This window comes from Longispora urticae, from assembly GCF_053902585.1.
Map to the genome: position 1 here is coordinate 219,276 of NZ_JAQZSH010000022.1, position 23,192 is coordinate 242,467.

The 23,192-nt window shown below is 66.5% G+C and carries 31 protein-coding genes and 1 pseudogene; 12 read left to right on the plus strand and 20 right to left on the minus strand.

The genetic code is table 11. The features are described from left to right. The first annotated feature begins 172 nt into the window (after positions 1-172). Positions 173-403: a hypothetical protein gene (locus tag PT931_RS13630; RefSeq protein ID WP_456246091.1), complete on the plus strand. Its 231-nt coding sequence runs from the start codon at positions 173-175 to the stop codon at positions 401-403. Here PT931_RS13630 and PT931_RS13635 read toward each other — a convergent pair. The 14 genes and pseudogenes from PT931_RS13635 to PT931_RS13700 all read right to left on the minus strand — a co-directional run bounded on the left by PT931_RS13635 (position 372) and on the right by PT931_RS13700 (position 6,984). After that, positions 372-956 carry a hypothetical protein gene (locus PT931_RS13635; RefSeq protein ID WP_456246092.1) on the minus strand — a complete coding sequence of 195 codons (585 nt, stop codon included), beginning with the start codon at positions 954-956 and terminating at the stop codon, positions 372-374. The genes PT931_RS13630 and PT931_RS13635 overlap by 32 nt on opposite strands. After that, on the minus strand, positions 913-1,296 hold the full coding sequence (locus PT931_RS13640) for a hypothetical protein (RefSeq protein WP_456246093.1): 384 nt from the start codon (positions 1,294-1,296) through the stop codon (positions 913-915). Before PT931_RS13640 ends, PT931_RS13635 begins: the two co-directional genes overlap by 44 nt. Next, a complete protein-coding gene (locus PT931_RS13645) occupies positions 1,278-1,781 on the minus strand; it encodes a DUF7695 domain-containing protein (protein WP_456246094.1) in 504 nt (167 codons plus the stop codon). The genes PT931_RS13640 and PT931_RS13645 overlap by 19 nt, the downstream gene beginning before the upstream one ends. Beyond that, positions 1,778-2,440, minus strand: coding sequence for a toprim domain-containing protein (locus PT931_RS13650; protein WP_456246095.1), 663 nt, complete (start codon positions 2,438-2,440; stop codon positions 1,778-1,780). The genes PT931_RS13645 and PT931_RS13650 overlap by 4 nt, the downstream gene beginning before the upstream one ends. 28 nt (positions 2,441-2,468) lie before the next feature. Continuing rightward, a pseudogene (locus PT931_RS13655) lies at positions 2,469-2,642 on the minus strand (CHC2 zinc finger domain-containing protein); the annotation flags it as partial. After that, entirely contained in the window at positions 2,639-2,890 is a 252-nt protein-coding gene (locus tag PT931_RS13660; RefSeq protein WP_456246096.1) for a hypothetical protein, read from the minus strand. The gene PT931_RS13660 and the pseudogene PT931_RS13655, both read right to left, overlap by 4 nt. Beyond that, positions 2,880-3,299, minus strand: coding sequence for a hypothetical protein (locus tag PT931_RS13665; protein WP_456246097.1), 420 nt, complete (start codon positions 3,297-3,299; stop codon positions 2,880-2,882). Before PT931_RS13665 ends, PT931_RS13660 begins: the two co-directional genes overlap by 11 nt. Positions 3,300-3,316: 17 nt before the next feature. Beyond that, positions 3,317-3,814 carry a hypothetical protein gene (locus tag PT931_RS13670; RefSeq protein WP_456246098.1) on the minus strand — a complete coding sequence of 166 codons (498 nt, stop codon included), beginning with the start codon at positions 3,812-3,814 and terminating at the stop codon, positions 3,317-3,319. Beyond that, the gene (locus PT931_RS13675) at positions 3,814-4,056 is read right to left on the minus strand and encodes a hypothetical protein (protein WP_456246099.1); all 243 of its coding nucleotides are present in this window, start codon (positions 4,054-4,056) and stop codon (positions 3,814-3,816) included. The genes PT931_RS13670 and PT931_RS13675 overlap by 1 nt, the downstream gene beginning before the upstream one ends. Further along, a complete protein-coding gene (locus PT931_RS13680) occupies positions 4,053-4,280 on the minus strand; it encodes a hypothetical protein (protein ID WP_456246100.1) in 228 nt (75 codons plus the stop codon). Before PT931_RS13680 ends, PT931_RS13675 begins: the two co-directional genes overlap by 4 nt. Continuing rightward, entirely contained in the window at positions 4,273-5,004 is a 732-nt protein-coding gene (locus PT931_RS13685) for an AAA family ATPase (protein ID WP_456246101.1), read from the minus strand. The genes PT931_RS13680 and PT931_RS13685 overlap by 8 nt, the downstream gene beginning before the upstream one ends. Before the next feature lie 95 nt (positions 5,005-5,099). Further along, entirely contained in the window at positions 5,100-5,714 is a 615-nt protein-coding gene (locus PT931_RS13690) for a hypothetical protein (RefSeq protein ID WP_456246102.1), read from the minus strand. A gap of 45 nt (positions 5,715-5,759) precedes the next feature. Further along, the gene (locus tag PT931_RS13695; RefSeq protein WP_456246103.1) at positions 5,760-6,266 is read right to left on the minus strand and encodes a hypothetical protein; all 507 of its coding nucleotides are present in this window, start codon (positions 6,264-6,266) and stop codon (positions 5,760-5,762) included. Between the two features lies 1 nt (position 6,267). Continuing rightward, complete coding sequence (locus tag PT931_RS13700; protein WP_456246104.1) at positions 6,268-6,984, minus strand: PD-(D/E)XK nuclease family protein; 717 nt, start codon at positions 6,982-6,984, stop codon at positions 6,268-6,270. A gap of 873 nt (positions 6,985-7,857) precedes the next feature. On the opposite strand from PT931_RS13700, the gene PT931_RS13705 reads away from it, so the two are divergent. From PT931_RS13705 to PT931_RS13720, 4 genes are all read left to right on the plus strand, one after another. Then, entirely contained in the window at positions 7,858-8,226 is a 369-nt protein-coding gene (locus PT931_RS13705; RefSeq protein WP_456246105.1) for a hypothetical protein, read from the plus strand. Beyond that, positions 8,223-8,825 carry a YkgJ family cysteine cluster protein gene (locus PT931_RS13710; RefSeq protein WP_456246106.1) on the plus strand — a complete coding sequence of 201 codons (603 nt, stop codon included), beginning with the start codon at positions 8,223-8,225 and terminating at the stop codon, positions 8,823-8,825. Before PT931_RS13705 ends, PT931_RS13710 begins: the two co-directional genes overlap by 4 nt. A gap of 136 nt (positions 8,826-8,961) precedes the next feature. Further along, on the plus strand, positions 8,962-9,267 hold the full coding sequence (locus tag PT931_RS13715) for a hypothetical protein (RefSeq protein ID WP_456246107.1): 306 nt from the start codon (positions 8,962-8,964) through the stop codon (positions 9,265-9,267). 437 nt (positions 9,268-9,704) lie between these two features. Next, a complete protein-coding gene (locus PT931_RS13720) occupies positions 9,705-10,739 on the plus strand; it encodes a hypothetical protein (RefSeq protein WP_456246108.1) in 1,035 nt (344 codons plus the stop codon). A 794-nt stretch (positions 10,740-11,533) separates the two neighbouring features. Here PT931_RS13720 and PT931_RS13725 read toward each other — a convergent pair. Continuing rightward, positions 11,534-12,352: a L,D-transpeptidase family protein gene (locus PT931_RS13725; RefSeq protein WP_456246109.1), complete on the minus strand. Its 819-nt coding sequence runs from the start codon at positions 12,350-12,352 to the stop codon at positions 11,534-11,536. Between the two features lie 174 nt (positions 12,353-12,526). Here PT931_RS13725 and PT931_RS13730 point away from each other — a divergent pair, with 174 nt between their 5' ends. From PT931_RS13730 to PT931_RS13740, 3 genes are read left to right on the plus strand one after another with little or no spacing between them, the layout of a single operon-like run. Beyond that, the gene (locus PT931_RS13730; RefSeq protein ID WP_456246110.1) at positions 12,527-12,730 is read left to right on the plus strand and encodes a hypothetical protein; all 204 of its coding nucleotides are present in this window, start codon (positions 12,527-12,529) and stop codon (positions 12,728-12,730) included. Between the two features lie 2 nt (positions 12,731-12,732). Further along, on the plus strand, positions 12,733-13,344 hold the full coding sequence (locus PT931_RS13735) for an HAD family hydrolase (RefSeq protein WP_456246111.1): 612 nt from the start codon (positions 12,733-12,735) through the stop codon (positions 13,342-13,344). Between the two features lie 16 nt (positions 13,345-13,360). Continuing rightward, entirely contained in the window at positions 13,361-13,759 is a 399-nt protein-coding gene (locus tag PT931_RS13740; RefSeq protein ID WP_363725424.1) for a cold-shock protein, read from the plus strand. A gap of 7 nt (positions 13,760-13,766) precedes the next feature. On the opposite strand, the gene PT931_RS13745 is transcribed toward PT931_RS13740, so the two are convergent. Beyond that, positions 13,767-14,555: a 1,4-dihydroxy-6-naphthoate synthase gene (locus tag PT931_RS13745; protein ID WP_456246112.1), complete on the minus strand. Its 789-nt coding sequence runs from the start codon at positions 14,553-14,555 to the stop codon at positions 13,767-13,769. Then, on the minus strand, positions 14,556-15,173 hold the full coding sequence (locus tag PT931_RS13750) for a futalosine hydrolase (RefSeq protein ID WP_456246171.1): 618 nt from the start codon (positions 15,171-15,173) through the stop codon (positions 14,556-14,558). A gap of 14 nt (positions 15,174-15,187) precedes the next feature. Between PT931_RS13750 and PT931_RS13755 the strand changes: the two genes are divergently transcribed. From PT931_RS13755 to PT931_RS13765, 3 genes are all read left to right on the plus strand, one after another. Next, positions 15,188-15,964: a DUF3027 domain-containing protein gene (locus PT931_RS13755; RefSeq protein ID WP_363725428.1), complete on the plus strand. Its 777-nt coding sequence runs from the start codon at positions 15,188-15,190 to the stop codon at positions 15,962-15,964. Continuing rightward, positions 15,936-18,485: a sacsin N-terminal ATP-binding-like domain-containing protein gene (locus tag PT931_RS13760; RefSeq protein WP_456246113.1), complete on the plus strand. Its 2,550-nt coding sequence runs from the start codon at positions 15,936-15,938 to the stop codon at positions 18,483-18,485. Before PT931_RS13755 ends, PT931_RS13760 begins: the two co-directional genes overlap by 29 nt. Before the next feature lie 113 nt (positions 18,486-18,598). Continuing rightward, positions 18,599-19,210: a hypothetical protein gene (locus PT931_RS13765; protein WP_456246114.1), complete on the plus strand. Its 612-nt coding sequence runs from the start codon at positions 18,599-18,601 to the stop codon at positions 19,208-19,210. On the opposite strand, the gene PT931_RS13770 is transcribed toward PT931_RS13765, so the two are convergent. Beyond that, positions 19,207-19,437, minus strand: a complete 231-nt coding sequence (locus tag PT931_RS13770; protein ID WP_456246115.1) for a DUF2530 domain-containing protein — start codon at positions 19,435-19,437, stop codon at positions 19,207-19,209. The two genes, PT931_RS13765 and PT931_RS13770, sit on opposite strands and share 4 nt — an antisense overlap. A gap of 49 nt (positions 19,438-19,486) precedes the next feature. Further along, positions 19,487-21,037, minus strand: a complete 1,551-nt coding sequence (locus PT931_RS13775) for a peptide-N4-asparagine amidase (RefSeq protein WP_456246116.1) — start codon at positions 21,035-21,037, stop codon at positions 19,487-19,489. 71 nt (positions 21,038-21,108) lie between these two features. Here PT931_RS13775 and PT931_RS13780 point away from each other — a divergent pair, with 71 nt between their 5' ends. Further along, a complete protein-coding gene (locus PT931_RS13780) occupies positions 21,109-22,527 on the plus strand; it encodes an NCS2 family permease (protein WP_456246172.1) in 1,419 nt (472 codons plus the stop codon). A gap of 113 nt (positions 22,528-22,640) precedes the next feature. On the opposite strand, the gene PT931_RS13785 is transcribed toward PT931_RS13780, so the two are convergent. Next, positions 22,641-23,186 (minus strand): hypothetical protein, encoded by a 546-nt coding sequence (locus PT931_RS13785; protein ID WP_456246117.1) that lies wholly within the window; start codon positions 23,184-23,186, stop codon positions 22,641-22,643. Positions 23,187-23,192: the final 6 nt, after the last annotated feature.

Genomic DNA, 23,192 nt, shown 5'->3' on the forward strand with positions numbered 1-23,192 from the left:
GAACGACGCTACGGCCGAGCCGGAACAGCAGGAGGTCAAGGCGAACTGATCACCTACCCGACCGGCCACAGTGGAACAATAAAAAATTCTTTAGGCCCCCCACCCGGATAAGGTGGGGGGCCTCGTGGCTGGAAAGGGTAAAGAAATGGCCGTACCGAGTAGGGACGCGTACGTGAAGGTCCGCACAACCCTTGACGAAAAAACTGCCTGGGAACTCCAAGCGACGGAGCTAGGGCTTACCGTCTCCGACATGGTTCGTAAGCAGAGGAGTTTGCACGGTCGGTTGACGGAGGAACTCGACAACGGCCCCGTCACCCTTGAAGTCAACGACAAGGACGAACTTGTCATTACCCGACCCAACGGGGAGAAGCTCATCTTGGATACCGGGCTGTTCCGCCATTGAGATGGGCACAGATGGCCTTGACCGCCCGCTCTACTACCGCGTCAACCGCCCTCACCGTGCACTGCGCTTCCGCTGCCAGCTCGGCGGAGCTCCTCTTCATCACTACTTTGAAGAACAGGTGCCGGCGCTGGTAGAAGGTCAGGCTTTTGAATGCCCTTCGCACGTCCATGACTGCGGCAATGTAATTCCCACTTACGGCGGGGTCTCCACCACCCCGGCCCGTGGATGTCGCCGCCTGGTTGGTCCATGTCGGGTCGGCCGCGTCGTGAAGCAGCTCCCGTACCATGCCGGGGGTGTATTTTACTTGGTCATTCTCGGCTCGGCGGATTCCCTGGGCTTTGGCTAGTGCGGCACGCTTGTGGGCGTACCGCACCAACCCGATGAATGAAATGCTTGGCTTGTCGTCATCAACGACACCCGTGCACATGGCGTACTGCCACACGAATTCTCGTAGTTGCTTGTAGCTGACCCACTCACTGTACTTCCGGTATCCGGAGTATGCGGCGGTGTCAATCAGGGTTGCTACTTCCGGATTCCCCAGCGCGTGATTCATTCCCATGGGTTAGCCTGTCTCGGAAGAGGAACGCCCCTATGGCGATTCCGGCTCCCATAAACAGCATACCTGTGAAGAGCAGTGCTACTTGGACAGTTGGGGAACTTGCCAGGCCCATTAGCACCAGGCCCAAGAATGCACCGAAACCCATGGCACATGCGCCCAGCAATGCGTACCGGTACCGGGTCAGTGTCTTCTCTAGTTTCGCCTCGGCTTTCGCGTCGGCTTTTGCCTGCAATTTTTCCACGTCGGGGCTGAACCCCTTCTGTTCAACCACGGCCCTGGCGTAGCCGTCCCCGAACCCCTTTAGGTAGCCGTCGTTTAGTCCCCCGTCGACCATGACGCCATCTCCTTGGCCTCGCTGGGGTCCAGGTCCGGAACCGGCGTGTACACGTAAGCGGGCTGGCCGGCGGCCGGCGGGGGTTCCGGGTTTGGATCGTCCAGGATGAGCAGGTTGGCCCCGGGGGTGTTGGGGGGCCAGGCCCGCAGCTCCTCCGTGTCCAAGTCCTGCTCTGGGGGTGCCCAATGACTCCAGGGCACTGCCGGTAGGGGCTCCACGGGCACCACAGGGGGCTCTTCTGGCAGGAGATCCGGAATGGTCTCGTAGTAGTGCTCCGGCTCATCCGGTACCGCGTCCGGGTCGAGGACGCTCCGATCTTCCCATTCGCTCATGGCCTGGAACCCCAACCGCTGATAGTCCTTGCCGCCATCGACAAAGAGGCGCCCACACTTGCAGGACTTGAAGTCGTGACGAGACACCGACTCAACCTCTTCGTCGCACACCTTGCAGTAGGCCGCGTTCTTCAAAATCTTCGGGCGCTTCATGACTCAACCTCCGTGTCGTCGTCAAGGCCAGCGAGTTCCTTCAACTTGTCCGGGCCGTACTCGGCATAGATGGACCCCACGTCATGACCTGGGGGCATAGTGATGACGTCCATGTCTTGCAACTGTTTGCGCCACTTAGCGGCCATGTCCCTGCCGGCCTTATCGCCGTCAGGCCACAAAATGACCCGCTCGTACTCCTGAAAGTGGAAAGGCCAATGGTCCTCCCACGCTGTACTCCCGGCGATGCCTACGACCGGTTCGCCCAGTACCTCCTGTAGTACAAGGCAGTCCATTTCTCCCTCGCAAATGTGGATGATGGCTGAGGGGGAATCCAAAGCCCGCACATTGAACAAGGAACAGTCTTGGGATGTGGGACACAGGTACTTCGCGCACCCGTCGTCCTTACAGTCGTGCTCGGCCATGCACCTGAACTTGAGCCCATACACGCCCAAGTCATCGACGTAGGGAATAGCAAGACGGCCCCGAAAAGCCTCATGCCCCGTCTCCGTCGAGTCGACCACGCCAAGACCCCACCGACTTGCTGTTGCCAGATCTATTCCGCGTCTCGCCAAATAGCGCTCTGCCAGTGGGAGAGCTGCCGCGTACGTCGTCGCAGCTCTCCCCAGAGATTTCCTCAACCGCTTTCCGGGCTTCTTCATAACCCATCCCCGGTTCCATGAGGCGGACAATGCCGATCGAGTCTTCCGAGATGTCACACACGAAGCATTTGAAACGCTGGTCCGTGTAGTTGACTACCGCGCTCGGGTGGCTGTCGTTGTGGAAAGGGCACAGGATCTTCTTGTACCCGGAGGTGCCGCCCGGATTGGCGGCACCATAATGGGAGAGGACTTCACCGATCACGGCAGCCCGCCTTGCGTCCGTCGAATCGTCAACAGGACACTCAGAACCGCGTCAGCCTTTTCGCAGGCCGCCAGGATTTCCCGCCCTAGAGGAGACCGCAACGTCTCGGCGCAGTTGCTGGCCGCGTTCATCTGATCCTTGGCCCAGAAGTAGCGGTGAGCGTCCTCCAGCACGCGAACCACTTCACGAACCCGATCGGTCATGTCCCGGAATGCTTCGGGGTTGAACTCGATAGCCTTACCAGTCATGCTGTGCCACCCATTCTTCATCCGTGAGTGAGTACGTGATCAGATGCACGCCACGAGCCCGACCAGGATCAACCCGCAGATCAGGGCCAACCAGTCGGGTATTGTCGTCATCGTCCAAAACTCCCGCATCGATCGCCCCGTCCACGATTGCCTTGACCGTGGGCATGTAGTTGTGTGCGTCCCTACGCCTGCGGTCACCGAAAGAAAGAACAGCCACCATCCAAGCCCGATCCAGTCGCGGAATCTCTGCGTCAAGGGCCCGTTCGTACCCGGAAGAACGGAAGTACTTTTTCAGTACCCCGTTCTTCGTCCAATGGGCACGGTCATTCAGCGACAACCACAGCGGCTGGTTGATAGCCCGCTCGGGCAGTGGCACATGAAATTGGAAGATGCGTGGAGCGATGGTCATTTTGGCCGGGGGAACCATTACTCATCCCACGCGATGTGCTGACCCCGAGCCCCAACCGCCTGCTTGGCTTTCTTGGCCGACGGGAAGGCCTCGATCGTGTCTCGGTCCAGGGCCTGAAAGTCAGTGGGCCGGACCATGCACACCCCGGACGTGTATTCCCAGCCGGTGGCTTTCACCGTGTGCGGGGGTTCGTTCTCCCGCACCTGAAAGGGCCTCGGTAGATTCCTCTGCACAGCGAACCTCCTAACGATGGGTGCGAACCAGACCGGGGGTTGGACATAGGCCCGCAAGTTCAGCTCGTAATGCCATTCGACAAACTCAGAGAGCGTCTTGAAACAGCCCAACGGACGGAATCGGGGATCGAGATTGATGTCGTAGCGGACTAGACAAACCCCGCTCGGGTAAAGCCAACCCGCCGCAATCTTCTTGACGGTGCCGCCGAACCGGTCGAGCACCCCCAGCCGGGCGAACCTGCCGCCCGTTTCGTAACGGATCTCGTGCCAGGTTCGGCGCATCACACACCCCACACCAGAGACCAGCCGTCAGGGGAGATGCCTTCCAACAGGGTGTCCACCGTGAGGTAAGCCGTCAGGGTGCCGCCGTTAGGGTCGGCACCCGCAACCCCCTCGTCCCACCAGACAACAACTACGCCGTTGGAGAACTGATAGCCCTCACCAACTTCGGTTTCTCTGTTGTCTTCCAACGGCTTGCGCACGCTGAACGTGCGCAAGCTCCGGGACTCCACTGCGGTGGTCACAGGTCCAGCCAAACAAGCTCGGTGGCCCCGTTGTGGCCGTGAATCTGCATGGCCTCGTCAACGCTGCCCCATAGGACTGTCGACTTCGGCTGACCGGGGACGAGCCACTGAACCACGACGCGGCGGTCAGAGAACTGAACCCCTTCAGCTACCCGCCCGGTTCCGGATACACCGGAGACGTCAACCTTGCGGTGCAGGAAGAACCTGCGGAATGCCTCATCCATTGTCGTAGCTCCTTTGTGTGCAGTCGTCCGTGATTTGCATCCGGGAATAGTCCACGTACATGCGGAAAGGGAAGCGGGCCATCAGGTCCGAAGCGCGGTGCCTGTTCTTGACTGTCGCAACCCACAGGCTGGATGTCGCCGGCTCGTGAGCGATGGTCACAATGACTTCCGGCATCTGATCGACTTTGCCTTGAATCTGCGACCGCTTGGGGGCCTGCTCTATCTCGTCCTCGTTCTTGGGAACCGAAGTGTGGTGCAGGACGACGATTGCGGCTTCAGTTTTGCGGGCCAGGTAGTGCAGGTCCTTTGAGGCCCGTCGCATTGCTTGCCACTCGTCCCCGCCATCCCCGGTGATGTTCATCAAGTTGTCGAGAACGAGCAGAGTTGGGTAGACGCCCATGATCTCTTTACGGCACGTCATCGCATAAACGATGTCCTCAACCGTGGGGTCAGTCGGGTCGAACTGAAACCGTATGGGCAGGCTCTCTAGAAGCTGCCCATACTCCTCATTGAACATGCCGGCCGAGAGCACTTCCTTGACCAGAGACTGAGGATGTTTCGTCAGGGCTGCGACTGACCGAATGCGCATTGTGTTGGCGTCTGAATCGGCCGAGTAGTACAGGGTCGGGACCCTCATTTTGAGCGCTGACACCAGAGCGAAAGCTGTCTTGCCGGAGGAGGCAGGCCCGGCCACCATGTGGACCTGCCCCCGAGCGAAATCCATTCCGTAGTCGTATGCCGCGAACTTAGGGAATGGTGCCGGCAAAGCCTCAGCCATTTTCCCTGATGCCCCACGCCCCAACGGCGCGGGCATCCCGCCTAGTCCCTGTAGACCGCAGCGCCCTTGACGCCGTCGTCGTACAGCCGGCCCGCCGCGTCCGACAGGTCGAGGGCCTTCTCTGCCGTTTCCAGCTTGCTCTTCCCCAGCATGAAGCCAGTGATGGCGAGAGTTGCGGCGCCCTCCATGCAGTTCTTGATGGCGAGCAGATCCCTGCTGCGACTGGGCTTCGGAGCCTTGGCCTCCGTGTTACTGGGCTCGCTGGCCGTGTTCTTCTCCGTGGCCTTCTGCTCTTCGCCCTTGTCGATGTAGCGGAGGCGGGTGAAAAGGCCCGCCTTTCGCAGCCACCTCAGGAACTCCACCTTGGTGATGAAGTGGCTTGCCACTCCGTCAAGTCGCCGGTAGTCCACAGTGCCGTCTGGCCAGACGCAGCCGTAGCCACGTCGGACGTCGGACGCGTTCTCCAGCACTTCGAACCGCACCGGAAGCCCGTACAGCTCTTCCGCCCTGGCGTCTTCCAGGTAGCCCGGGTCGTCCTTTTCCCGCAGCTTGTTGTTCATGTCCTTGAACGAGATGGGCGGCATCGTCGGCTCCGGCTTGTCCTTGCACCAGATGCACGTCGGGTCAAAGCACTTCTTCATGTTGGTACCGAGCATGGGAATTCTCCTTAGGACGTAGCGGCTTCGGTCAAGGCGGGAGAGCTACTTGGGGTCGAACTGAAGCCCCGTTGTGCAGCCCTGGTTCTTGGGTGCCGGGCACCCAAAGGCCGTCCATGCCTTACCGTTCGTCTCCTTGGAGATCCTCTTCATTGGGCCGTACTGCCCCGTGTGCTGACACGTCTTGACCCAGGTCGGCAGCGGGTTGCCCTCGTGGTCCAGGGGGACACTGCCGTTGTGCACCTGGACGGCCGGCTGAGTTGGCCCCTGAGAAACCCACGTCGGTGCGCCGCCCTGCGGGTTGGAGTAGGCCACCTGCGGCTGTGCCTGCTGAATGTGCTGCGCCGGCGGCTGGCTGTACCCGGGAGCTGTGTTTCCCTCGACCGGGGCCTGTCCGGACTTGATGGCGTAGACGAACTTGTGGATTTCGGGGCCGAACGCGGCCATGTCCGCGAGATGGCCCACCAGGTCAGCGGCGCTGTTCGCGTAGATGTTGAACAGGTCGTCACCGATCTTGAAATTTGCCTGCACTACGGCGGTCTGGTTCGACATATCAAGCTGCCTTTCGTTCGGTGATCTGGAATAGCGGTGGCTCGTAGTCGGGGTCCATGTAGGCCTTCTCCCCGCCGTAAGCCGCGCAGAATCGATTCATGTCGCACGCTCGACACATGTTCGTCACGTGCGGGAGATAAAGCCCCTGGTCCACGATCGCCCAGTAACGTTCCAGCCATTTCGACACCATCCCTTCGCTGTATTTCCCGAGGTCTACCCTGTCTGACAACTGACCGGTGCGGGCCATCCAGTACGCCCCCCATTTGGGGCGTACTCCAAACGCTTTTTCAATGCCGATCGCGTACATGCCGAGCTGAAGGTCTGAGTCCGGGGTCCGTGAGCCTGACTTCAGGTCCACAATGCACAGGTCGCCGTTCGGCAACATGAAGATGCGGTCAATGAAGCCTTTGAACTGGGTTTCCCCGATCTGGATGAGGAGGCCAATTTCGATGGCCGGCTCTTTGTCGGGGGTGGTCCAGATGGCCCATGGCACACTTTTGCGCCACTCCATCCAGGACTGGACCATGTGGGGGCCTTCGTGGGCCCACCACTCCGCGCCCTCTCCCTTGCCACCCAAGGCCTTCTTTGACTTCCCTGCCGCCGACCACTTCTCGGGCGGGATGTCGGAGCCTTCCTTGAGCTTAGTTACCTCTCTTAAAAAGTGCCTATGGAATAGCTCGTCTGAGCTGGGGCCGGCAATGCTGGCAATTGTGGGCACACTTCACCCCCTGTAGGGAACGCAGGATTGAAGAAGCGACGCCTGTTAGACCCCGAGCAGGGCGAAAACAGCGCGGTCGAATTCTTCGGATGCAGAGTGCACGGCGCTACCGCCAGCAAGCCACCAAGCGGGCCTACCCGGTAGAGACATACCGCGCTTCAATTCGTGATACTTCCCGCACTTCAGCAAATCCGTGAAGGCGGAATAGCTCACGTGCCTTACCCGTATTACAGCTAGCTCTTTGTCCATCAGACAGCCCCCATATGTAGGGTGGTGGCCCGCAAGCCCCGGTGGTGGCCCTAAGGCCCCGTGTAGCTGTCTGTCCCTAACCATACGGGCCTAGATAACGTCGTGTGGGCGTTTCGGGAAACTGTCAACGCGTTGTGATCTGGATCACTTATGGTGTGTTTGACTCAAGATCTTTCGTTGTGCAAGTTAAAGGAATGACGACAGCGGAAGAGATACCCCCCGACACACCCACAATCAAAGAGCCCCAATGTGGAGACGGGCCAATTCGGTACTACATCCTTGACCGCAGGCGGCATCTACGCCGCTTCAAGGGTGGGCTGATCACCCACGTCATCTGTACCGAGGCCAACCGCAGGGTGCGACGAACCCCCGTAGGCAAGGCGTTCGTGTCAACCTTCTTCTCCGGGTTCGACATGGGCCTGTCGTACCACAACCCCGACCGGCCCCCGCAGTGCTTCGAAACCATGGTCCGAGACTCCGGGATACCTGAGCTACTTCACCGCCAGTGGCGTTGGAGTTCCTACCGGATGGCCGTACGGGGCCACAAGCACATCACCCGAGCCCTGAGGGCGAACACGCCCAGGAAGCCGGCCAGGGTCAAGGTCAACGCGAGGAGGCAGCGCCGTGGTTGACGTTGACGTGGATGAGCTACGCCGCCTCATCCTTGCGCCCTTCCCGCCAAAAGAAGGGTGGGTCGTCGTCCCGTGCGGAGACGAGAAAATTCCGCTTTGGTGCGCCGACCAGCCAAGCGCCCTCGACCTGTGGGAGGGCCTGAAGGAAGCCAGGCCCGACGCCCGCATGGGCCTAGTGAAAAACGGCCTCTACTTTGACGCCACCCCAGGAGCCAAAAACTACATCTGCCCGTACTGCGGCAAGGCTTCAGCGCACCCTGAGGACCTAGCTAACCGCTACTGCGGCAAGTGCCACACGTTCGAGGACGGCCTAACCCCGCTCCGCCGATTTGTGGACGAAGCCCGGGAGTGTGAGGCGTGACCGAGAAGACTAGACAGGTTCAGCGGAAACAGATCACCCTTGACCTGCCAGTAGAGACACGTGGTCCCCTGGCGAGCTTCCTTAAGGGCCTAGCCCTGCGGCGAATCTACGACCAGGTACCGACATCCCACTGCAAGGGCCTGTGTCACGAGACGTGCAACAACATTCCTGCCCAGGCGATCGAAACTGAGCGGATCTTCAAGAAGCACGGCATTCAACTCCAGCCCATGGGACAATGCCCGGCGCTGACCGAAGACAAGAAGTGCGGCGTGTACGAAGACAGGCCCTTGGTGTGCCGCCTATGGGGGTCATCCACGTACGACACGCTCAGATGCCCCCACGGGTGTGAGCCTGATGAGTGGCTCACGCGGGAAGACTGTTTCCTGCTGCTGTCTGCCGTGCAGTACCTCGACGGGAAACTCACCCTCGCAGAGTTTGAGCACGTCAACGCGAACATGCTCAAGAAGAAGCGGGAGGAGGAGAACTTCACCAGCCCGCAAGAGTTCCTCGACAAGTTTGCCGAGCAGGTGAAGGACATGCCTGGAGTTGAACGGCGGGCGCTGGGGAAGTTCCTGCAACAGCAAATGCCGAAGAAGTGACCCCCCTAGGGTCGGCTTCGCCTCCCCTACCCCCCCAGCCTCGACCGCCTCCAGCGGGGAGAGGACTAGCCGGCTTCTCTCTAACCCCCCTGACCCCCCACAGTAGTACCCCACCCCGTGGTCAAGGAGGAAATAGATGGGATTAAACAACCTGCGCGACGGTACCGACACCGAGCCCCGATCGCTCACCTTCTGGTCGCGCTCAGGGCCAGGAGACGGCTTTCCCAGCCGGGTCGTGTTCGTCGGCATCAGCCCCAGCGGGAAGTACATGGTCAGTGCCGCCGACCAGCAGGAGGCCGAAAACCCGAAAGGCAAGCCGCCCTTCCCCATGCGGAAAGAGCTGTTCCACAAGTTGTACACAGCTGAACATGACATAGCCACACCGGCCGAGCTTGAAGAAGAGCCCTTCTGGCCACCGCTGAACACCGGGGGACAGCAATGATCCGAGTACTCATCGGGATCGACACCGTAGCCGAAGCCGAATGGCACCCCCACGCCTACATCTCAACCCACAAGTGCGACGGGTGCGGTGGTACCCAATACCTACCGGACCCGCATCGGGGAGTGCTCAACAAGTTTGAGCTGGCCCTGTGGTGCACCTACTGCGTCATCACGTACGGCGGGGTTGAGGAAATGAAGCAGTACCACATGGAACGGGCCTGCCCCGACTGCGCTCACGCGCTCATGCACGCCGCCGGGATATGCGAAACCAGCGATTCCCTCAACTAGCGTGTCGGCACCCTACCGCCCAGCCAAGGCGTAGGGTGCCTCACCTATCCATCGACGTGAGGGAGGAACGTGGGGGGCTGGCAAGTACTGAGAGCAGACGGCACAAGCACGACGGTACTCAAAGAAGACGGCAGTACGGAGCGGGTACACATGGCACCAGTCAAGGAACCTCAGGCGGCGCTGTTCCAGGCGCCACCCGAACAGAAGAAGAGAACCACCACCGCCGAGCGAAACAAGGAAGCGCTTGATCGGGCGGCAGGGTTCACGATCACAGACCTACTCGAACTCGGCCAGAGGCCCAAGGCGTTCACGTCTGCGGAAGTCGCAACGTTCGTTCTCGCCAAGCAGAAGCACCCGCAACAGATCCGAGTCAACATCACCCCGGAACTCGCGGCGCTACTGCTGAAGAAGACGAAGAAGAACCGGCCCATGAAACTGCGGTACGTGGCCGGGCTTGTGCGAGTCCACGTCGAGGAGGGGCACAAGCTCATCCATGCGGGTGTAGCCCTCGACGTCAAGGGAAACCTGACCGACGGCCAGCACCGGCTACAGATGATTGTCGACGCGGACAAGGCCGCCGAGATGTTCATTGCGGTCGGCATGCCCTTGTCGGCGTTCAGCGTGACGAACATTGCCTTGGCCTGGTCCTTGGCGGATCACCTCGACGCAGCCGACGAACAGAACTGCCTACAGCTCGCCAGTGCCCTACGACTCCTGTGGGTCTACGGGCAAGAAATGGCCGGGGAAGACCCGCGCAAGCCCAGCATTGACGAAGCGCTACTCCTCCTCGCCGCCAACCCCGACATCCGGGATTCCGTCGTCAGGGGTGCCGCCGTATCGGGCCGGGCAACCTGCTATGCCACTGCCGCCCCGCTCTCCGTCATGTCCCACCTGATCTACACGGAACACGGGGACATTGAGCTGTGGCAGCGGTTCATGGATGGGGTTCAGGGCATCGGGGTAGAAGCCGGCTCGCCCATGGCCACCCTGAACAACGCACTGAGGAAGGCAATGCGGTACTACGAAGGTTCCGGCAAGGAGCGGCTGGGGCTCTCGCCCCGGGAAGTCCTGGCCTGGCTGATCCTCGCGTGGAACGCCACGATCCTGGAGAAGCCCTTCCGAACCATCCGGTGGGAGCGGGCTGACGCCATACCCCGCATCGTCGGCAGGCCCGGCAAGCAGTAGAAGGGTAGGGAGAGCCCTGCCGACCCAATAACGGCAGGCCCCTCCCTACACTCACCAGGATGACAAACCTGAGCGCGGTGGTCCAGGAAGCCCCCCCGGTAGTTGCTGCGTCAACGGGCCTGTCAGGGGGCACGGTGGTAGTAGCCGTCATCGTGGCCGTCTTCCTGGCCTCCGCCGCGCTCTTCGCCTACGGCTGGTGGGTGAAACGTCGGGGTTAGTTGAGCCTCGACCACAGGGTGTGTAACATCACTGTCCGTGGGGCTGGCCTCATTGGTAAGTCGCAAGCTAGCCCAGTCACCTGGGAGTCGAGTTTCCAGCCCCACACCCTTAGGCAGAGCCGGAAGCACTGCCTAGCTCCCCGAGTAGTCGGGGGTGTACCGGTTCACAAGACTGTCAGGCATCCAGTCGGGCAGTGTTCTCCGCACACGCGGAGGTAGCACGACGCAGGGCGGCCAGGGTACCGGCCAACCTGAGGATCGCAACAAACACGCGATATGTTCCGCACCTCTGTCTACCGGCAGAGTTGGCCCCGAGATACGCGGGGCACAAGAGCTAGGCCCCCAGCCTCTACCGGTTGGGGGCCTGCTTCTATTTATGGGCAAAACTGGACATAGGTAGCTATCGACAGATCCAAATTTGACATCCAGGGATGTCTCTGAGTTTCATATAGTGAACCATAAACGATCTACGTTTCCGCAGGTCACAGCTAATGCCGATACAACACCGGTATGCGGAAACGCCTCCGCCTTCGCCTCCCCGCCCTCAGCGGGCCAAGACGTTAGATCAAGATCTCACTACGTCCCGGGCTTGCGCCCGAACAGGTGCACGGGAGTGCCGACCTCGGTCATGCTCCACAGCGCCTTCGAGTCCTCCGCCAGCATGTTCACGCAGCCGTGCGAGCCGAACGCGTCGTGGATGTAGCTCGGCGTGTCGTGGAAGCCCATGCCGTCGGTGAAGTGCTGGAACCGGAGCAGGTTCACCTTGTACGGCACCGACCACTCCGGGTTGTTCTTCCGGGTCAGCTCGAACTGGCCGGCCGGCGTCTGGAACCCGCCGCCCATCCCGGTCCGCACGACGGTCGGGCCGAGGACGACCGCGCCGTCCCGCATAGCCCAGACGGTCTGCTGGGTCAGGTCGACGCAGATCGTGAGACCCGCGCCCGCCTTGCACAGCGCCGGGTCGAACGCGGCGATCCGGCGGGCCACCTTCGCGGTCAGCGGGCCGGGCCGGCCCGAGGTCGGCCGGATGTCGTACCGGGTCTGGAACGCCCTGATCGCGGCGCAGTCCCCATCGGACTGGAAGCCGTCGGCGTCGATCGCGCCGTAGCCCCCGATCCGGACGAGGATGTCCTCGACCTCCTTCTGGTGCTCACCGACCTCACAGCTGCCGGTGTTGCCGCGCACGGGCGGCTCGGACGGGGCGGGTGACGGACTGGCCGACGGCCCGGCGGACGGGCTCACGGGGGGCTCGGAGCCCTCGGCTGCCTTCACCGCCACGTCCTGGAACCGCGGGGTGGCCTGGGCGGGGCTCAGCGCGTACGCCGTCGCCGTCCCGAGCAGCACCGCGGTGAGGGCGCCGGCGAGGATGGCCAGCGCTCTCGTTCGTACACCCATTGTGTTTTCCTCCCCGTTGTGGGTCTGCACCAATATGACGCTAAGCGGTGCCCCACTGGTTGCCGCGGAGTCCGAATTCTTTCGGCGGATTCGCGACTGACCACGTTACCCGGGCCCCGCAAGGTCCCCCGGGGCTGTGACAGACTGACCGGACAGGTGAACTAAGGAGTCAGCATGGGTAACGCCCACCAGCCGGCGCACGCGCAGCAGCCCGGTCGCAAGTCCGCGGTCGTCAAGGACGGGCACCTGCCCCTCAACGAGCTCCTGTTCGACCGTGCCGGGGCCCCGTCGCCGTTCGGGGAGGACGTGGAGTTCCCGCTGCCGGTGGACGGCCTGTCCTACACCCACCCGCACGAGGGCTCGGCTCCCACCCACTAGTGGTGACCCGCCCGCTGGTCGGATTCGACCTGGACATGACCCTGATCGACAGCCGGCGCGGCATCGGCGCGGTCTACCACCAGCTCAACGCGCGGTACGGGCTGAGCATCGACGTGGACCTCGTCGTCGGCCGCCTCGGCCCGCCCCTGCAGTGGGAGCTGGCGCACTGGGTGCCCGAGGACCGGGTCGAGGAGATGGTGACCGCGTACCGGTCGCTGTACCCGGAGTACGCGATCCCGGCCGTCGACCTGCTGCCCGGCGCCCGCGAGGTCCTGGAAGCCACCACCCCGGTGGTCATCACGGCCAAGAACGCGCCCCAGGCCCGCCTGCACCTGGAGTACTTCGGGCTCCAGGTCACCCATGTCGTCGGCCTCGCGTGGGGCGACGGGAAGGCCGACGCGCTCCGCGAGCACCGCCCGGTCGCGTACGTGGGCGACCACACCGCCGACATGGCGGCCGCCCGCAGCGCCGGGGTGCCCGCGATCGGGGTCACCACGGGGCACTGCACGGCGGACGAACTCCGCGCGGCGGGCGCTGACCTGGTGCTACGAGATCTCACTTGGCTGGACGCGGCGACCCTGGATAGCCTTAAGGGCCCTGTTATCCGCAAATGAAGTGTGAGGTCCCGCTGTGCCCACCGGTCGCGTGAAGTGGTACGACGAGGGCAAGGGATTCGGGTTCCTCACCCGGGACGAGGGCGGCGACGTCTTCGTGCACAAGGCAGCCCTGCCGTCCGGTGTCGCCGCGCTGACCCCCGGCCAGAAGGTCGAGTTCGGGATCGTGGAGAGCCGCCGGGGCGACCAGGCGCTGCAGGTGAAGATCCTGGAGTCGCCGGTCTCGCTGACTGAGCTGCGCCGCCGGTCGCCGGAGGAGCTGCACAGCCTCATCGAGGACATGATCAAGGTGCTGGAGTCCAAGGTCCAGCCGGACCTCCAGCGCGGGCGGTACCCGGACAAGAAGTCGGCGGCCAAGTTCGCCGAGGTCGTGCACGCCGTGGCCAACGAGCTGGCGGTCGGCTCGGGGAGCTGAAGCTCCCCTAGCGCACCGAACACTCCGGGATCAGACCGGCGGCCGAGGCCCTGCCCAACAGGGCCTCGATCGCCGCGTACCCCTCTTCCCCGAGGTCCTCGGTGAACTCGTTCACGTACAGGTCGATGTGCTGGGCGGCCACGTCCGGGGACAGCTCCTGGGCGTGCGCCATCACGTAGTCCTGGCTCGCCGCCGGGTACGCCCACGCGTGCCGCACCGACGCGCGCACCCACTCGGCCGCCCGCTCCGGGTCCACCCGGTCCCGGTGCGCCAGGATCGCGCCCAGCGGGATCGGCAGCCCGGTCTCGCCCTCCCACCACTCACCGAGGTCGGCGAGGGCCACCAGGCCGTGCTCCTGGTAGGTGAAGCGCGCCTCGTGGATGACGAGTCCGGCGTCCCACCTCCCGGCGGCCACCCCGGGCATGATCTCGTGGAAGGGCACGACCGTGATCTGGTACTCCGTCTGCGCCCACAACCGGAACAGCAGGTACGCCGTCGTCCGGTCGCCCGGCACCGCCACCGTGCGCGGGGTCACGCCGGGCCGGGTCACCACGAGCGGTCCGCAGCCCCGGCCGAGCGCCCCGCCACACGGCAGCAGCCGGTAGGAGTCGAGCAGCCAGGGCAGGGCGGCGTAGGACACCTTCACCAGGTCGTACTCGCCGGTCGCCGCCGAGGTGTTCGTCACGTCCACGTCCGCGAAGGTGACGTCCAGGCCGGGCGCGCCGGGGACCAGGCCGTGCGCGAGCGCGTGGAACACGAAGGTGTCGTTGGGGCAGGGCGAGTACGCGACCTTCACTTAGAGCTCCTTGAATGCCGTGGTCAGCGCGGCGAAGGCCACCCCGAAGCGCCAGGTCGAGGTGTCGCGCGGGCCGATCAGGTTCGAGATCGTTCTCAGCTCCCCGAACCGTACCCCCGCGAGGTGCGCGGCAGTCGCGACCCCGAAACCCTCCATCGCCTCGGCGAGCGCGTCGGGGTGCCGGGCGGCGAGCTCGCGGGCGCCGGCGGCCGTACCCGTCACGGTCTGCAGGGTGAGGATCTCCCCGAACCGGACGACGGGTCCGGAGAGCGGGCCGGCCGCCGACGCCCCCAGGGTCAGCTTCTCGGCGGCGAACCACGACGTGCCGAACCCGAGAGTCTCGATCGGCAGGAAGCCGTCCGGGGACTGCGCGCCGAGCTCCGCGGCGACCGCCCGGGTACCGACCACGACGTCCCCGATGTCCGCCCGCCCCGCGAATCCACCGGCGATCCCGGCGCTGATCACCCGGTCGTAACCGCCTCTGGCCAGCAGCGCGGCGGTGCCCGCGGCGGCGGCGGCGATCCCGACCCCGACGGGGTACACCTCCAGGTCACCGGACGCGGCCCGGACGGCGGCGGCCTCGGCTTCGACGGCAGTGACGATCAGGGTTCGCATGATGCGAGAATAGGCGGGTGACCAGCGCAGTAATTCGTTCCCGCACCCGCTCGGCCCGAATTGATCAGGTCTGCGCGGATGCCACGGACCTTGCCCGTGACGCCCTTTTGGCATCGATTCCGGAGGCGGCCGACAGCGTCGGCAAGCACACCGAGGCCGTCGCCGACGGGGAACGCCTCGTCACCCACTTCTACGAGTGCCTGCTCGCCGGCTACCGCGGCTGGTACTGGTCGGTCACCGTCACCCGGATCTCGCGCAGCAAGCACGTCACCGTGTGCGAGACGACCCTGCTGCCGGGGGCCGACGCCCTGACCACCCCCGCGTGGGTGCCGTGGAACGAGCGGCTCCAGCCCGGCGACGTCGGTGTCGGCGACCTGCTGCCCACGGCCCCGGACGACGACCGCCTCGCCCCGGCGTACGTGCTGTCGGACGACCCCGCCGTCGAGGAGGTGTCCTGGGAGATCGGCCTCGGCCGGCCCCGGGTGCTGAGCCGGACGGGCCGCCTCGACGCCGCCCAGCGCTGGTACGAGGGCGAGCACGGCCCCAACGCCCCGATCGCGAAGGCCGCCCCGGACAGCGCCCAGTGCGCCGGCTGCGGGTTCTTCCTGCCGCTCGCCGGCCTGCTCCGCCAGGACTTCGGCGTCTGCTCGAACGAGTACGCGGCCGACGACGGCAAGGTCGTGTCCGGCGACCACGGCTGCGGCGCGTTCTCGGAGCTGTTCGTCGAGGCCCAGGCCGAGCCCGAGCCGACCCCGGGTCCCGCCTATGACGACTCTGCCCTTGACGAGCTCTGAGCACCCGGCGGGTCCGACCGGGCCCGCCGCCCAGGCAGCCCCGGGCGGATCCGCCGCCCACGACGAGCTGGCCGGCCGCCGGCAGGCCATCCTCACCGCGTGGCGCGACTCACCGACCCGGTTCCGGGAGGACGCCAACGCGGAGGAGGACCTGCTGCACGGCGGGTACGCCGACCGGCTGCTCGTCGAGCTCCTCACCAACGCGGCCGACGCCGGCGCGACCACGGTCCGGATCCGGCTGGACGGCGACACGCTCAGCGTCGCCAACGACGGGGAGCCGCTGACCGCCGCCGGGCTGGACGCGCTCACCTCGCTGCGGGCGTCCAGCAAACGGGAGGACGACTCCACGGGCCGGTTCGGGGTCGGCTTCTCGGCCGTCCTCGCGGTCACCGACGAGCCGGAGATCCTCTCCACCACTGGTGGGGTGCGCTTCTCGGCCCGGGAGACCGCCGCTATAATTTCCGATATTCCGCATATACGTGCGGAAGCGGAGCGACGGGGCGGTGTACCCGTCCTCCGTCTACCTTGGCCCCCCTCGGGCCCGCCCGCCCAGGGCTGGACGACCGAGGTCCGCCTCCCCCTCCGCGAGCCCGCCGCGATCGAGGCCGTCCTGGACGACTTCGACCCGGCCCTGCTGCTCGCCCTCGACCTCGCCCGGGTGGACCTGCCCGGCCGGGTGATCGAGAAGGCCGAGGAGGAGAAGCACTGGCGGACCGCCCGCCGCGACGGTGTCCTCGACCCGGCGCTGCTGGCCGACCGGCCCGCCGAGGAGCACGTCCGGACGCACTGGTGGGTGATCGCCGCCATCGACGGCGCGGCCCCCGACCAGGTCGTGCACGCGCCGACCCCCAGCTCCGAACGGATCAGCCTGCCGGTCCGCCTGATCGGCACGTTCCCGTTGGACACGACCCGCCGGCACATCCCGGCGAGCCCGCTGACCGACTTCCTGATCGGCCAGGCCGCCGACGCGATCGCGGACCTGCTGGTCGGTGACGCGGACGGTCCGGCCCGCGAGCTGGCCGCCGTCCTGGAGGGCGGGTTCCCGGCGGGCGCGTTCGACGCCGCGCTGCGGGACCGGCTGACGGCCACCCTCACCGAGCGGCCGTGGCTGCCGGGCGGGCACACGCCCCGTGACGCGATCGCCGTGCCGGACGCGGTCGTCGGGCCGCTGGCCGAGGCGGTGGACGGGGTGCTGCCCGTCGGCTGGTACCAGATCAAGGGTCTGGCGAAGCTCGGGGTCCGCCGACTGGCGACCGCCGAGATCGTCGACCTCGTCTCCGGACTGGGCCGCGAGCCCGCCTGGTGGCGTTCTCTCTACAGTGGCCTGGCCGACGCCGACCCGGGCGAGCTGGGCGCGCTGCCCGTGCCGCTCGCCGACGGCCGCACCGTGACCGGCGCGAAGGGCCTGCTGCTGCCCGACGAGGACCTGCCGGACGTGTCCGCGCTGGGCCTGCGGGTGGTGCACCCCGACGCGGTGCACCCGCTGCTGGAACGGCTCGGCGCGCGGCCCGCGGCCCCCCGATCGGTGCTGACGGACGACTTCGTGCGCGCCGCCGTCGCCAACTCCTACGACAGCGAGGACCCGGCCCCGATCGCCGACGCCGTGCTCGCCCTCGTGGCCGCCGCCGGGCTGGCGCCGGGGGAGGAGCCCTGGCTGGCCAAGCTGGCGCTGCCGGCCGAGGACGACGGCGAGTGGTACCCGGCGGACAACCTGCTGCTCCCCGGCGGTCGGCTCGCGGCCGTGGTCGCCCCGGACGCCCCGTTCGGGTACTGCGACCCCGAGCTGCTCACCTCCCCCGTGAGCGACGAGACCCTGATCGCGGTCGGCGTGCTCGACACGTTCGCCGTGGAGACGCAGTCCGAGGTGCTCGTCGCCGACTTGGACGAGCTGCACCTCGACGGGGCCGCCGAGTGGGCCGCGACCTGGGGCCAGGACGCCCTGATCGAGCACCTCGTGGCGCTGCGCGACCTGGAGTGGGTCGACGACTGGGCCGGCGCGCTGCCGCTGCTCCTCGAACACCGCCAGGCCCTCGTGCAGCCGTGCCGGGTCGTCCTGGAGGACGGCAGCAGCATGACCGTGCCGTCGTACTCGAAGTGGTGGCTCGGCCAGCAGCCCGTCCTCAACGGCCTGCGCCCCCGGGAGACCACGACGTCCGAGGCGCTCGTCGGCCTCTACGAGCTGGCCACCCCCGCCGCCGCCCTGCTCGGCGCGTGGCCGTCCGTGGAGGCGATCCTCGACGACCGCGACGCGTGCGCGGACCTGCTCGACCGGCTCGGGGACCCCGACCGGACGGCGACCCCGGAACTGCTCGCGGACATCTACGGCCGGATCGCGGCCGCCGACTTCGGGCTCGAACCGCCGGCCATGGTCCGGGTCGCCCCCGATCTCGTGGTGCCGGCCGGGGACGTCGTCGTGGTGGACCAGCCCTGGCTGCTCGACCGGCTCGGCGACCGGCGTCCGGTCCTCGGCGGGCTGCCGGTGGCGGACCTGCTGGACGCCCCGCTGCTCAGCGAGCTGTAGCGCGGATCCCCGCCCGGCCCGGGCCTGTGCCGGCCCGGGCGGGGGATACCAGCTTCCGGGGCGGCCCCGCCGTTCGCGCGGACGGGGGTGCGCGCCCGGCGTAGGGTGCCGGTATGGAGCACGAGGAGGCCGGGCGCCCGGCCGCCGTCACGGAACTGCTCGCCGCCGACGGCCCGGTGGCCGCGATCCGCAAGGTCGCCGCGCAGTGGATCCCGGGTCTGACCGCGATCCTGGGGCTGTTCGGGATCGGCGGGGCCCTGATCGGCAAGGACACCCTGACGGCCCTGCCGGGGTGGGCGCGGATCGCGGTGGGCGTCGCCGTGGGCCTGGCGGTGCTCCTGGCGGCCGCCGCGCTGTTCCTGGGCTACCGGGTGGCCTACGGCTGGCCGGACCCGAAGGACGACCCCGAGGAACTCCTCGCCTGGTACCGGGCCCGCGACGAGCAGCCGGGAGAGATCGTCGCCCAGTTCCAGCGGGCGGTACTCGCCACGGTGGCCGCGCTCGCCGCCCTCGTGGTCGGACTCGGGCTGCTCTGGTTCGTGCCGCCGACGGAGAAGGGCGGCACCCAGGTCCGGGTGACCCGGACGGACGAGTCGGACGTGTGCGGGGCGCTGCTGGCCTCGAAGAACCCGACGTCGATCCGGATCCGGCGCACCTCGGACGGCAGGGTGGTGTCGGTGCCCGTGGCCAAGATCGCGGCGATGAACCCGGCGGACAGCTGCTAGGAAGGCCGCCCGGCGCCGGAGGCCCGGCGCTCGCCCCGGTCGTGCCGGATCATCGTGAGCAGTCCCGGGATGCCGATCAGCACGCCGGCCACGCAGATCCCGACCCAGTGCCGCGGCCCGTCGAACACGAGCACCCCGAGCCCGCCGAGCGCCCACAACACCATTCCGGCCACGGCGAACGGCACCGTCCGGATCTGCAACGGCTGGACTTCCTCGCGGGTCGACACGCCCCCAGGGTACTGGTCCGGCCCACGGGTGCGGGCCGGACCAGCGGGCTCAGACCCGGTACCCGTTGACAGTCTTGACGGTTGTGACCTGGTTGTTGAGTTTGTACGTCTGCTGCGACACGCACGTCGCGTGCCGGTCCGGGCGCGGCACCCCGAGCGTGTAGGCCGCCTCGCCGACGAACGAGTCGTCCAGCCGCAGCCAGGACACCCCGCCGGCGCCGACCGTCATGACGGTGGCCGCGTCGAGGAGGTTCATCTTCGTGACCAGCCGGTTCGCCTCGTTGACGTCGGTGTAGCCGTTGATCGAGAACCGCTTGCTGTCCCGGACCACCGACGGCTCGACCCCGAGCCGGGTCACGATCGACTGGTCGGACCAGCTCGCGACCAGCTCGTCGTGGTTCTCGCCGTCCGTCCACGTGTGCGTGGAGTCGTTCGTGACCGTCTGGTCGACGCTCGTGGTGACCTGGCCGCGGCTGGTGTTCAGCACGCCGGTCGCCGCGAAGCGGTGGCCGGCCGACACGGTGACCTTCTTGTCGGCAGCGGTGACCACGTTCTTCACCGGGTAGTCGTTCACGCTGGTCACGGAGCCGGTGACCGGGGCGGAACCCTGCCAGGAGAGCACGTTCGTCGGCACGTCCCAGCCCGACTGGCCCTCCGGCACCCCGACGACCCGGACCGCCAGCCGGTGCGGCTGCCCGTCGGTCAGCTGGCCGATGAACGGGCCCAGGTCATAGGTCAGCGGGCGGACGTTGAACGCCCGGGGCGCGGGGACCGCGTACCACAGGAACGGGTTGCCCCAGCCGCCCGTGTAGATGTGCGGGTACGGGGCCGCGATGCCCGCCAGCTTCCCGTCGACCAGCACCTGGACCTCCCGGTACGGGCCGGAGCCGTAGGCGCAGGAGTACGCCGCGTCCGCCGGGGCGACCGAGTACCAGAACTCCTCGCAGCCGCCGCCCGACCCGGTCGCGTACACCTCGGCGACCAGCCGTTCCGTGCTCTTCGGCAGGGTCACGGTGCCCACCTGGTCCGTACCCTCGCGGTGCAGGTCCGCCAGCGGCTGCACCGTGTGCGCCGGGTTCTTCGCCTTCCCCGCCGCGTAGAACGTCAGGTCCACCGTGATGTCCAGGATCCCGGTGTACGTCTCGTTGACCACGTTGCCGATCAGCATCCACACCGGCTGCGGGCTCCGGAACAGCGCCGAGTACGCCGTGACGTCCTTCTCGACCTTCCACTCGATCCCGTCCGCCGACGGCTCCGGCGTGGACGTCTTGAAGATGGTCACCCCGCCCATCGACATCGCCCCGAGCCGGTCGAACTGCCGGCCCTTGACCGCGCCGTGCATGTCGAGCACGACCTTGCCCCAGTCCCCGGCACACCCGGCCGGCGGCTGGTACGTACTCGTATAGGGGTCGAAGTTCACGAACTTGTGCGTCACCACCCGCACCGTGCACGAGGGGCCGGCCGGCCGCTCGATCGCGGGCGTCGCGGTGGTCGGATCGTCCCAGTCGGTACCGAACTCGCCCGGGGGAGCCGCGTACGCGGCCGTCCCGCTCATCCCCAGGGCCAGAACAGCACTCATGATCATGAGTAGCTTCTTCATCCCGACAACCTGGCAGCTCCCACCGGCCACCACAAGACCCGATGACGGGACAATCCGACCCGCCCGGCAGGATGACCGGCATGAACGCCCTTGACCGGTACTTCGAGATCAGCGCCCGAGGCTCCACGATGGGCCGCGAGGTACGCGGCGGCCTCGCCACCTTCTTCACGATGGCCTACATCGTCGTCCTCAACCCGCTGATCCTCGGCAAGGCCGTCGACGCGGACGGGGCCACCCTGCCCATCGCCGCGCTCGCCGCCGCCACCGCGCTCGTCGCCGGGGTGATGACCCTCCTGATGGGCGTCGTCGCGCGCTTCCCGCTGGCCCTCGCCGCCGGCCTCGGCGTCAACGCCATGGTCGCCTACGAGCTCGCACCCCACATGACCTGGGCCGACGCCATGGGACTCGTGGTCATCGAGGGCGTCATCATCGCGGTACTCGTCCTCACCGGACTCCGGGCGCTCATGTTCCGCGCCGTACCGGTCCAGCTCAAGAACGCCATCGGCGTCGGCATCGGCCTCTTCCTCACCCTGATCGGCTTCGTGGACGCCGGCTTCGTCCGCTCCTCCGGCGTGGCCACGCCCCCGATCGGGATGGGCATCTCCGGCAAGCTGCTCGGCTGGCCCACCCTCGTCTTCGTCGTGGGCCTGCTCGCCCTGCTGGTCCTCGTCGTGCGCAAGGTCCGGGGCGCCATCCTGATCGGCATCCTCGGCACCACCGTCCTCGCCATCGTCGTCGAGAGCCTCGCGCACGCCGGCAGCGTCGTCGGCAACCCGCGCGGCTGGCAGCTCAACGTGCCCAAGCTGCCCACCAATATCATCGACAGCCCCGACCTGAGCCTGCTCGGCAAGTTCGACCTGTTCGGCTCCTGGGAACGCGCCGGCCTCGTCGTCAGCGTCATGTTCGTCTTCACCCTGCTGCTCACCGACTTCTTCGACACGATGGGCACCATGGTCGCCGTCGGGGCCGAGGGTGACCTGCTCGACAAGGAGGGCAACCCGCCCCGGTCGCAGCAGATCCTGCTCGTCGACTCCCTCGCGGCGGCGGCCGGCGGCGCGGCCAGCGTCTCCTCCAACACGTCCTACATCGAGTCGGCGGCCGGCGTGGCCGAGGGCGCGCGGACCGGCTTCGCCAACCTCGTCACCGGCGCCCTGTTCCTGCTCGCGATGTTCTTCGCGCCGCTCGTCACCGTCGTGCCGTTCGAGGCGGCCACCACCGCGTTGGTCGTCGTCGGGTTCCTGATGATGACCGGGGTACGGTCCATCGACTGGACCGACTACGAGATCGCGGTACCGGCGTTCCTCACCATCGTCCTGATGCCGTTCACCTACTCGATCTCCAACGGGATCGGGGCCGGCGTCGTGTCGTTCGTGCTGCTCAAGCTCGTCCGGGGCAAGGTCCGGGAGGTGCACCCGGTGCTCTGGGCGGTCGCGGCCCTGTTCGTCGTCTACTTCCTCCGCGGCCCGATCGAGTCCCTGACGGGGATGTAGCGCGCGGGCGGCACCGGCGGCGGTGGTCGGACCGGGCGGGCCCGGTGCGGCTTCCGGCCGGGGCGACGGCTCGGGGGGAGCACGCCACCGTCGCGCCGAGGGCGACGCCTGGCTCAGACGGGCAGGACCAGGCCCGCGTGGGTGAGTTCCTCGGTGACCCGGAGGCGCTCCAGCTCCAGCTCCACGCCCACCACCGTGTCCAGCTGGTGATACACGGCCAGCGCCCGGCACGCCTCGCGCAGGTGCTCGTCGTAGGAGATCCACAACGCCTCGCGGCGCAGCTCCGCCCGCCACAGCGCGGCCCGGCGCAACGTGTCCTCCGACGGCGAGGCGATCTCCACGTCCTCGGAGTCCACCTCCAGTTGCCGGGCCAGGCGTTCCAACTCGACGGACTCGCGCTCGGAGCGCTCCAGCTCGGCCAGCTCGGTGGCGACCGAGACGGGGGAGCGCAGGGCCTCGGTGATCCGGCGCAGCTCGGCGGCGGTCTCCTCGATCGGCGGGTGCCGGGGGGTGGGTTCCTGGCCGGGGAGCCGGTCCATGACGTCGCCCGCGTACCCGGCGAGGTCGTCCGCTCGGACGACCAGCCAGGCGATCAGGATCGGCGTCGCTGCCAGTGTTGTCAGGGCGACGCCGACTGTCACGTAGTGAAGGGCGGCCACGTTCCC

What these genes read in the sequence shown, in the direction of transcription:
- PT931_RS13730 (WP_456246110.1), top strand. Translation starts at nt 12,527, where the DNA reads ATGGGTAACGCCCACCAGCCGGCGCACGCGCAGCAGCCCGGTCGCAAG.
- PT931_RS13670 (WP_456246098.1), bottom strand. Translation starts at nt 3,814, where the DNA reads ATGCGCCGAACCTGGCACGAGATCCGTTACGAAACGGGCGGCAGGTTC.
- PT931_RS13765 (WP_456246114.1), top strand. Translation starts at nt 18,599, where the DNA reads ATGGAGCACGAGGAGGCCGGGCGCCCGGCCGCCGTCACGGAACTGCTC.
- PT931_RS13650 (WP_456246095.1), bottom strand. Translation starts at nt 2,440, where the DNA reads ATGAAGAAGCCCGGAAAGCGGTTGAGGAAATCTCTGGGGAGAGCTGCG.
- PT931_RS13760 (WP_456246113.1), top strand. Translation starts at nt 15,936, where the DNA reads ATGACGACTCTGCCCTTGACGAGCTCTGAGCACCCGGCGGGTCCGACC.
- PT931_RS13715 (WP_456246107.1), top strand. Translation starts at nt 8,962, where the DNA reads ATGGGATTAAACAACCTGCGCGACGGTACCGACACCGAGCCCCGATCG.
- PT931_RS13645 (WP_456246094.1), bottom strand. Translation starts at nt 1,781, where the DNA reads ATGAAGCGCCCGAAGATTTTGAAGAACGCGGCCTACTGCAAGGTGTGC.
- PT931_RS13665 (WP_456246097.1), bottom strand. Translation starts at nt 3,299, where the DNA reads ATGACCATCGCTCCACGCATCTTCCAATTTCATGTGCCACTGCCCGAG.
- PT931_RS13725 (WP_456246109.1), bottom strand. Translation starts at nt 12,352, where the DNA reads ATGGGTGTACGAACGAGAGCGCTGGCCATCCTCGCCGGCGCCCTCACC.
- PT931_RS13660 (WP_456246096.1), bottom strand. Translation starts at nt 2,890, where the DNA reads ATGACTGGTAAGGCTATCGAGTTCAACCCCGAAGCATTCCGGGACATG.
- PT931_RS13640 (WP_456246093.1), bottom strand. Translation starts at nt 1,296, where the DNA reads ATGGTCGACGGGGGACTAAACGACGGCTACCTAAAGGGGTTCGGGGAC.
- PT931_RS13775 (WP_456246116.1), bottom strand. Translation starts at nt 21,037, where the DNA reads ATGAAGAAGCTACTCATGATCATGAGTGCTGTTCTGGCCCTGGGGATG.
- PT931_RS13690 (WP_456246102.1), bottom strand. Translation starts at nt 5,714, where the DNA reads ATGCTCGGTACCAACATGAAGAAGTGCTTTGACCCGACGTGCATCTGG.
- PT931_RS13635 (WP_456246092.1), bottom strand. Translation starts at nt 956, where the DNA reads ATGAATCACGCGCTGGGGAATCCGGAAGTAGCAACCCTGATTGACACC.
- PT931_RS13685 (WP_456246101.1), bottom strand. Translation starts at nt 5,004, where the DNA reads ATGGATTTCGCTCGGGGGCAGGTCCACATGGTGGCCGGGCCTGCCTCC.
- PT931_RS13720 (WP_456246108.1), top strand. Translation starts at nt 9,705, where the DNA reads ATGGCACCAGTCAAGGAACCTCAGGCGGCGCTGTTCCAGGCGCCACCC.
- PT931_RS13780 (WP_456246172.1), top strand. Translation starts at nt 21,109, where the DNA reads ATGACCGGCATGAACGCCCTTGACCGGTACTTCGAGATCAGCGCCCGA.
- PT931_RS13680 (WP_456246100.1), bottom strand. Translation starts at nt 4,280, where the DNA reads ATGGATGAGGCATTCCGCAGGTTCTTCCTGCACCGCAAGGTTGACGTC.
- PT931_RS13695 (WP_456246103.1), bottom strand. Translation starts at nt 6,266, where the DNA reads ATGTCGAACCAGACCGCCGTAGTGCAGGCAAATTTCAAGATCGGTGAC.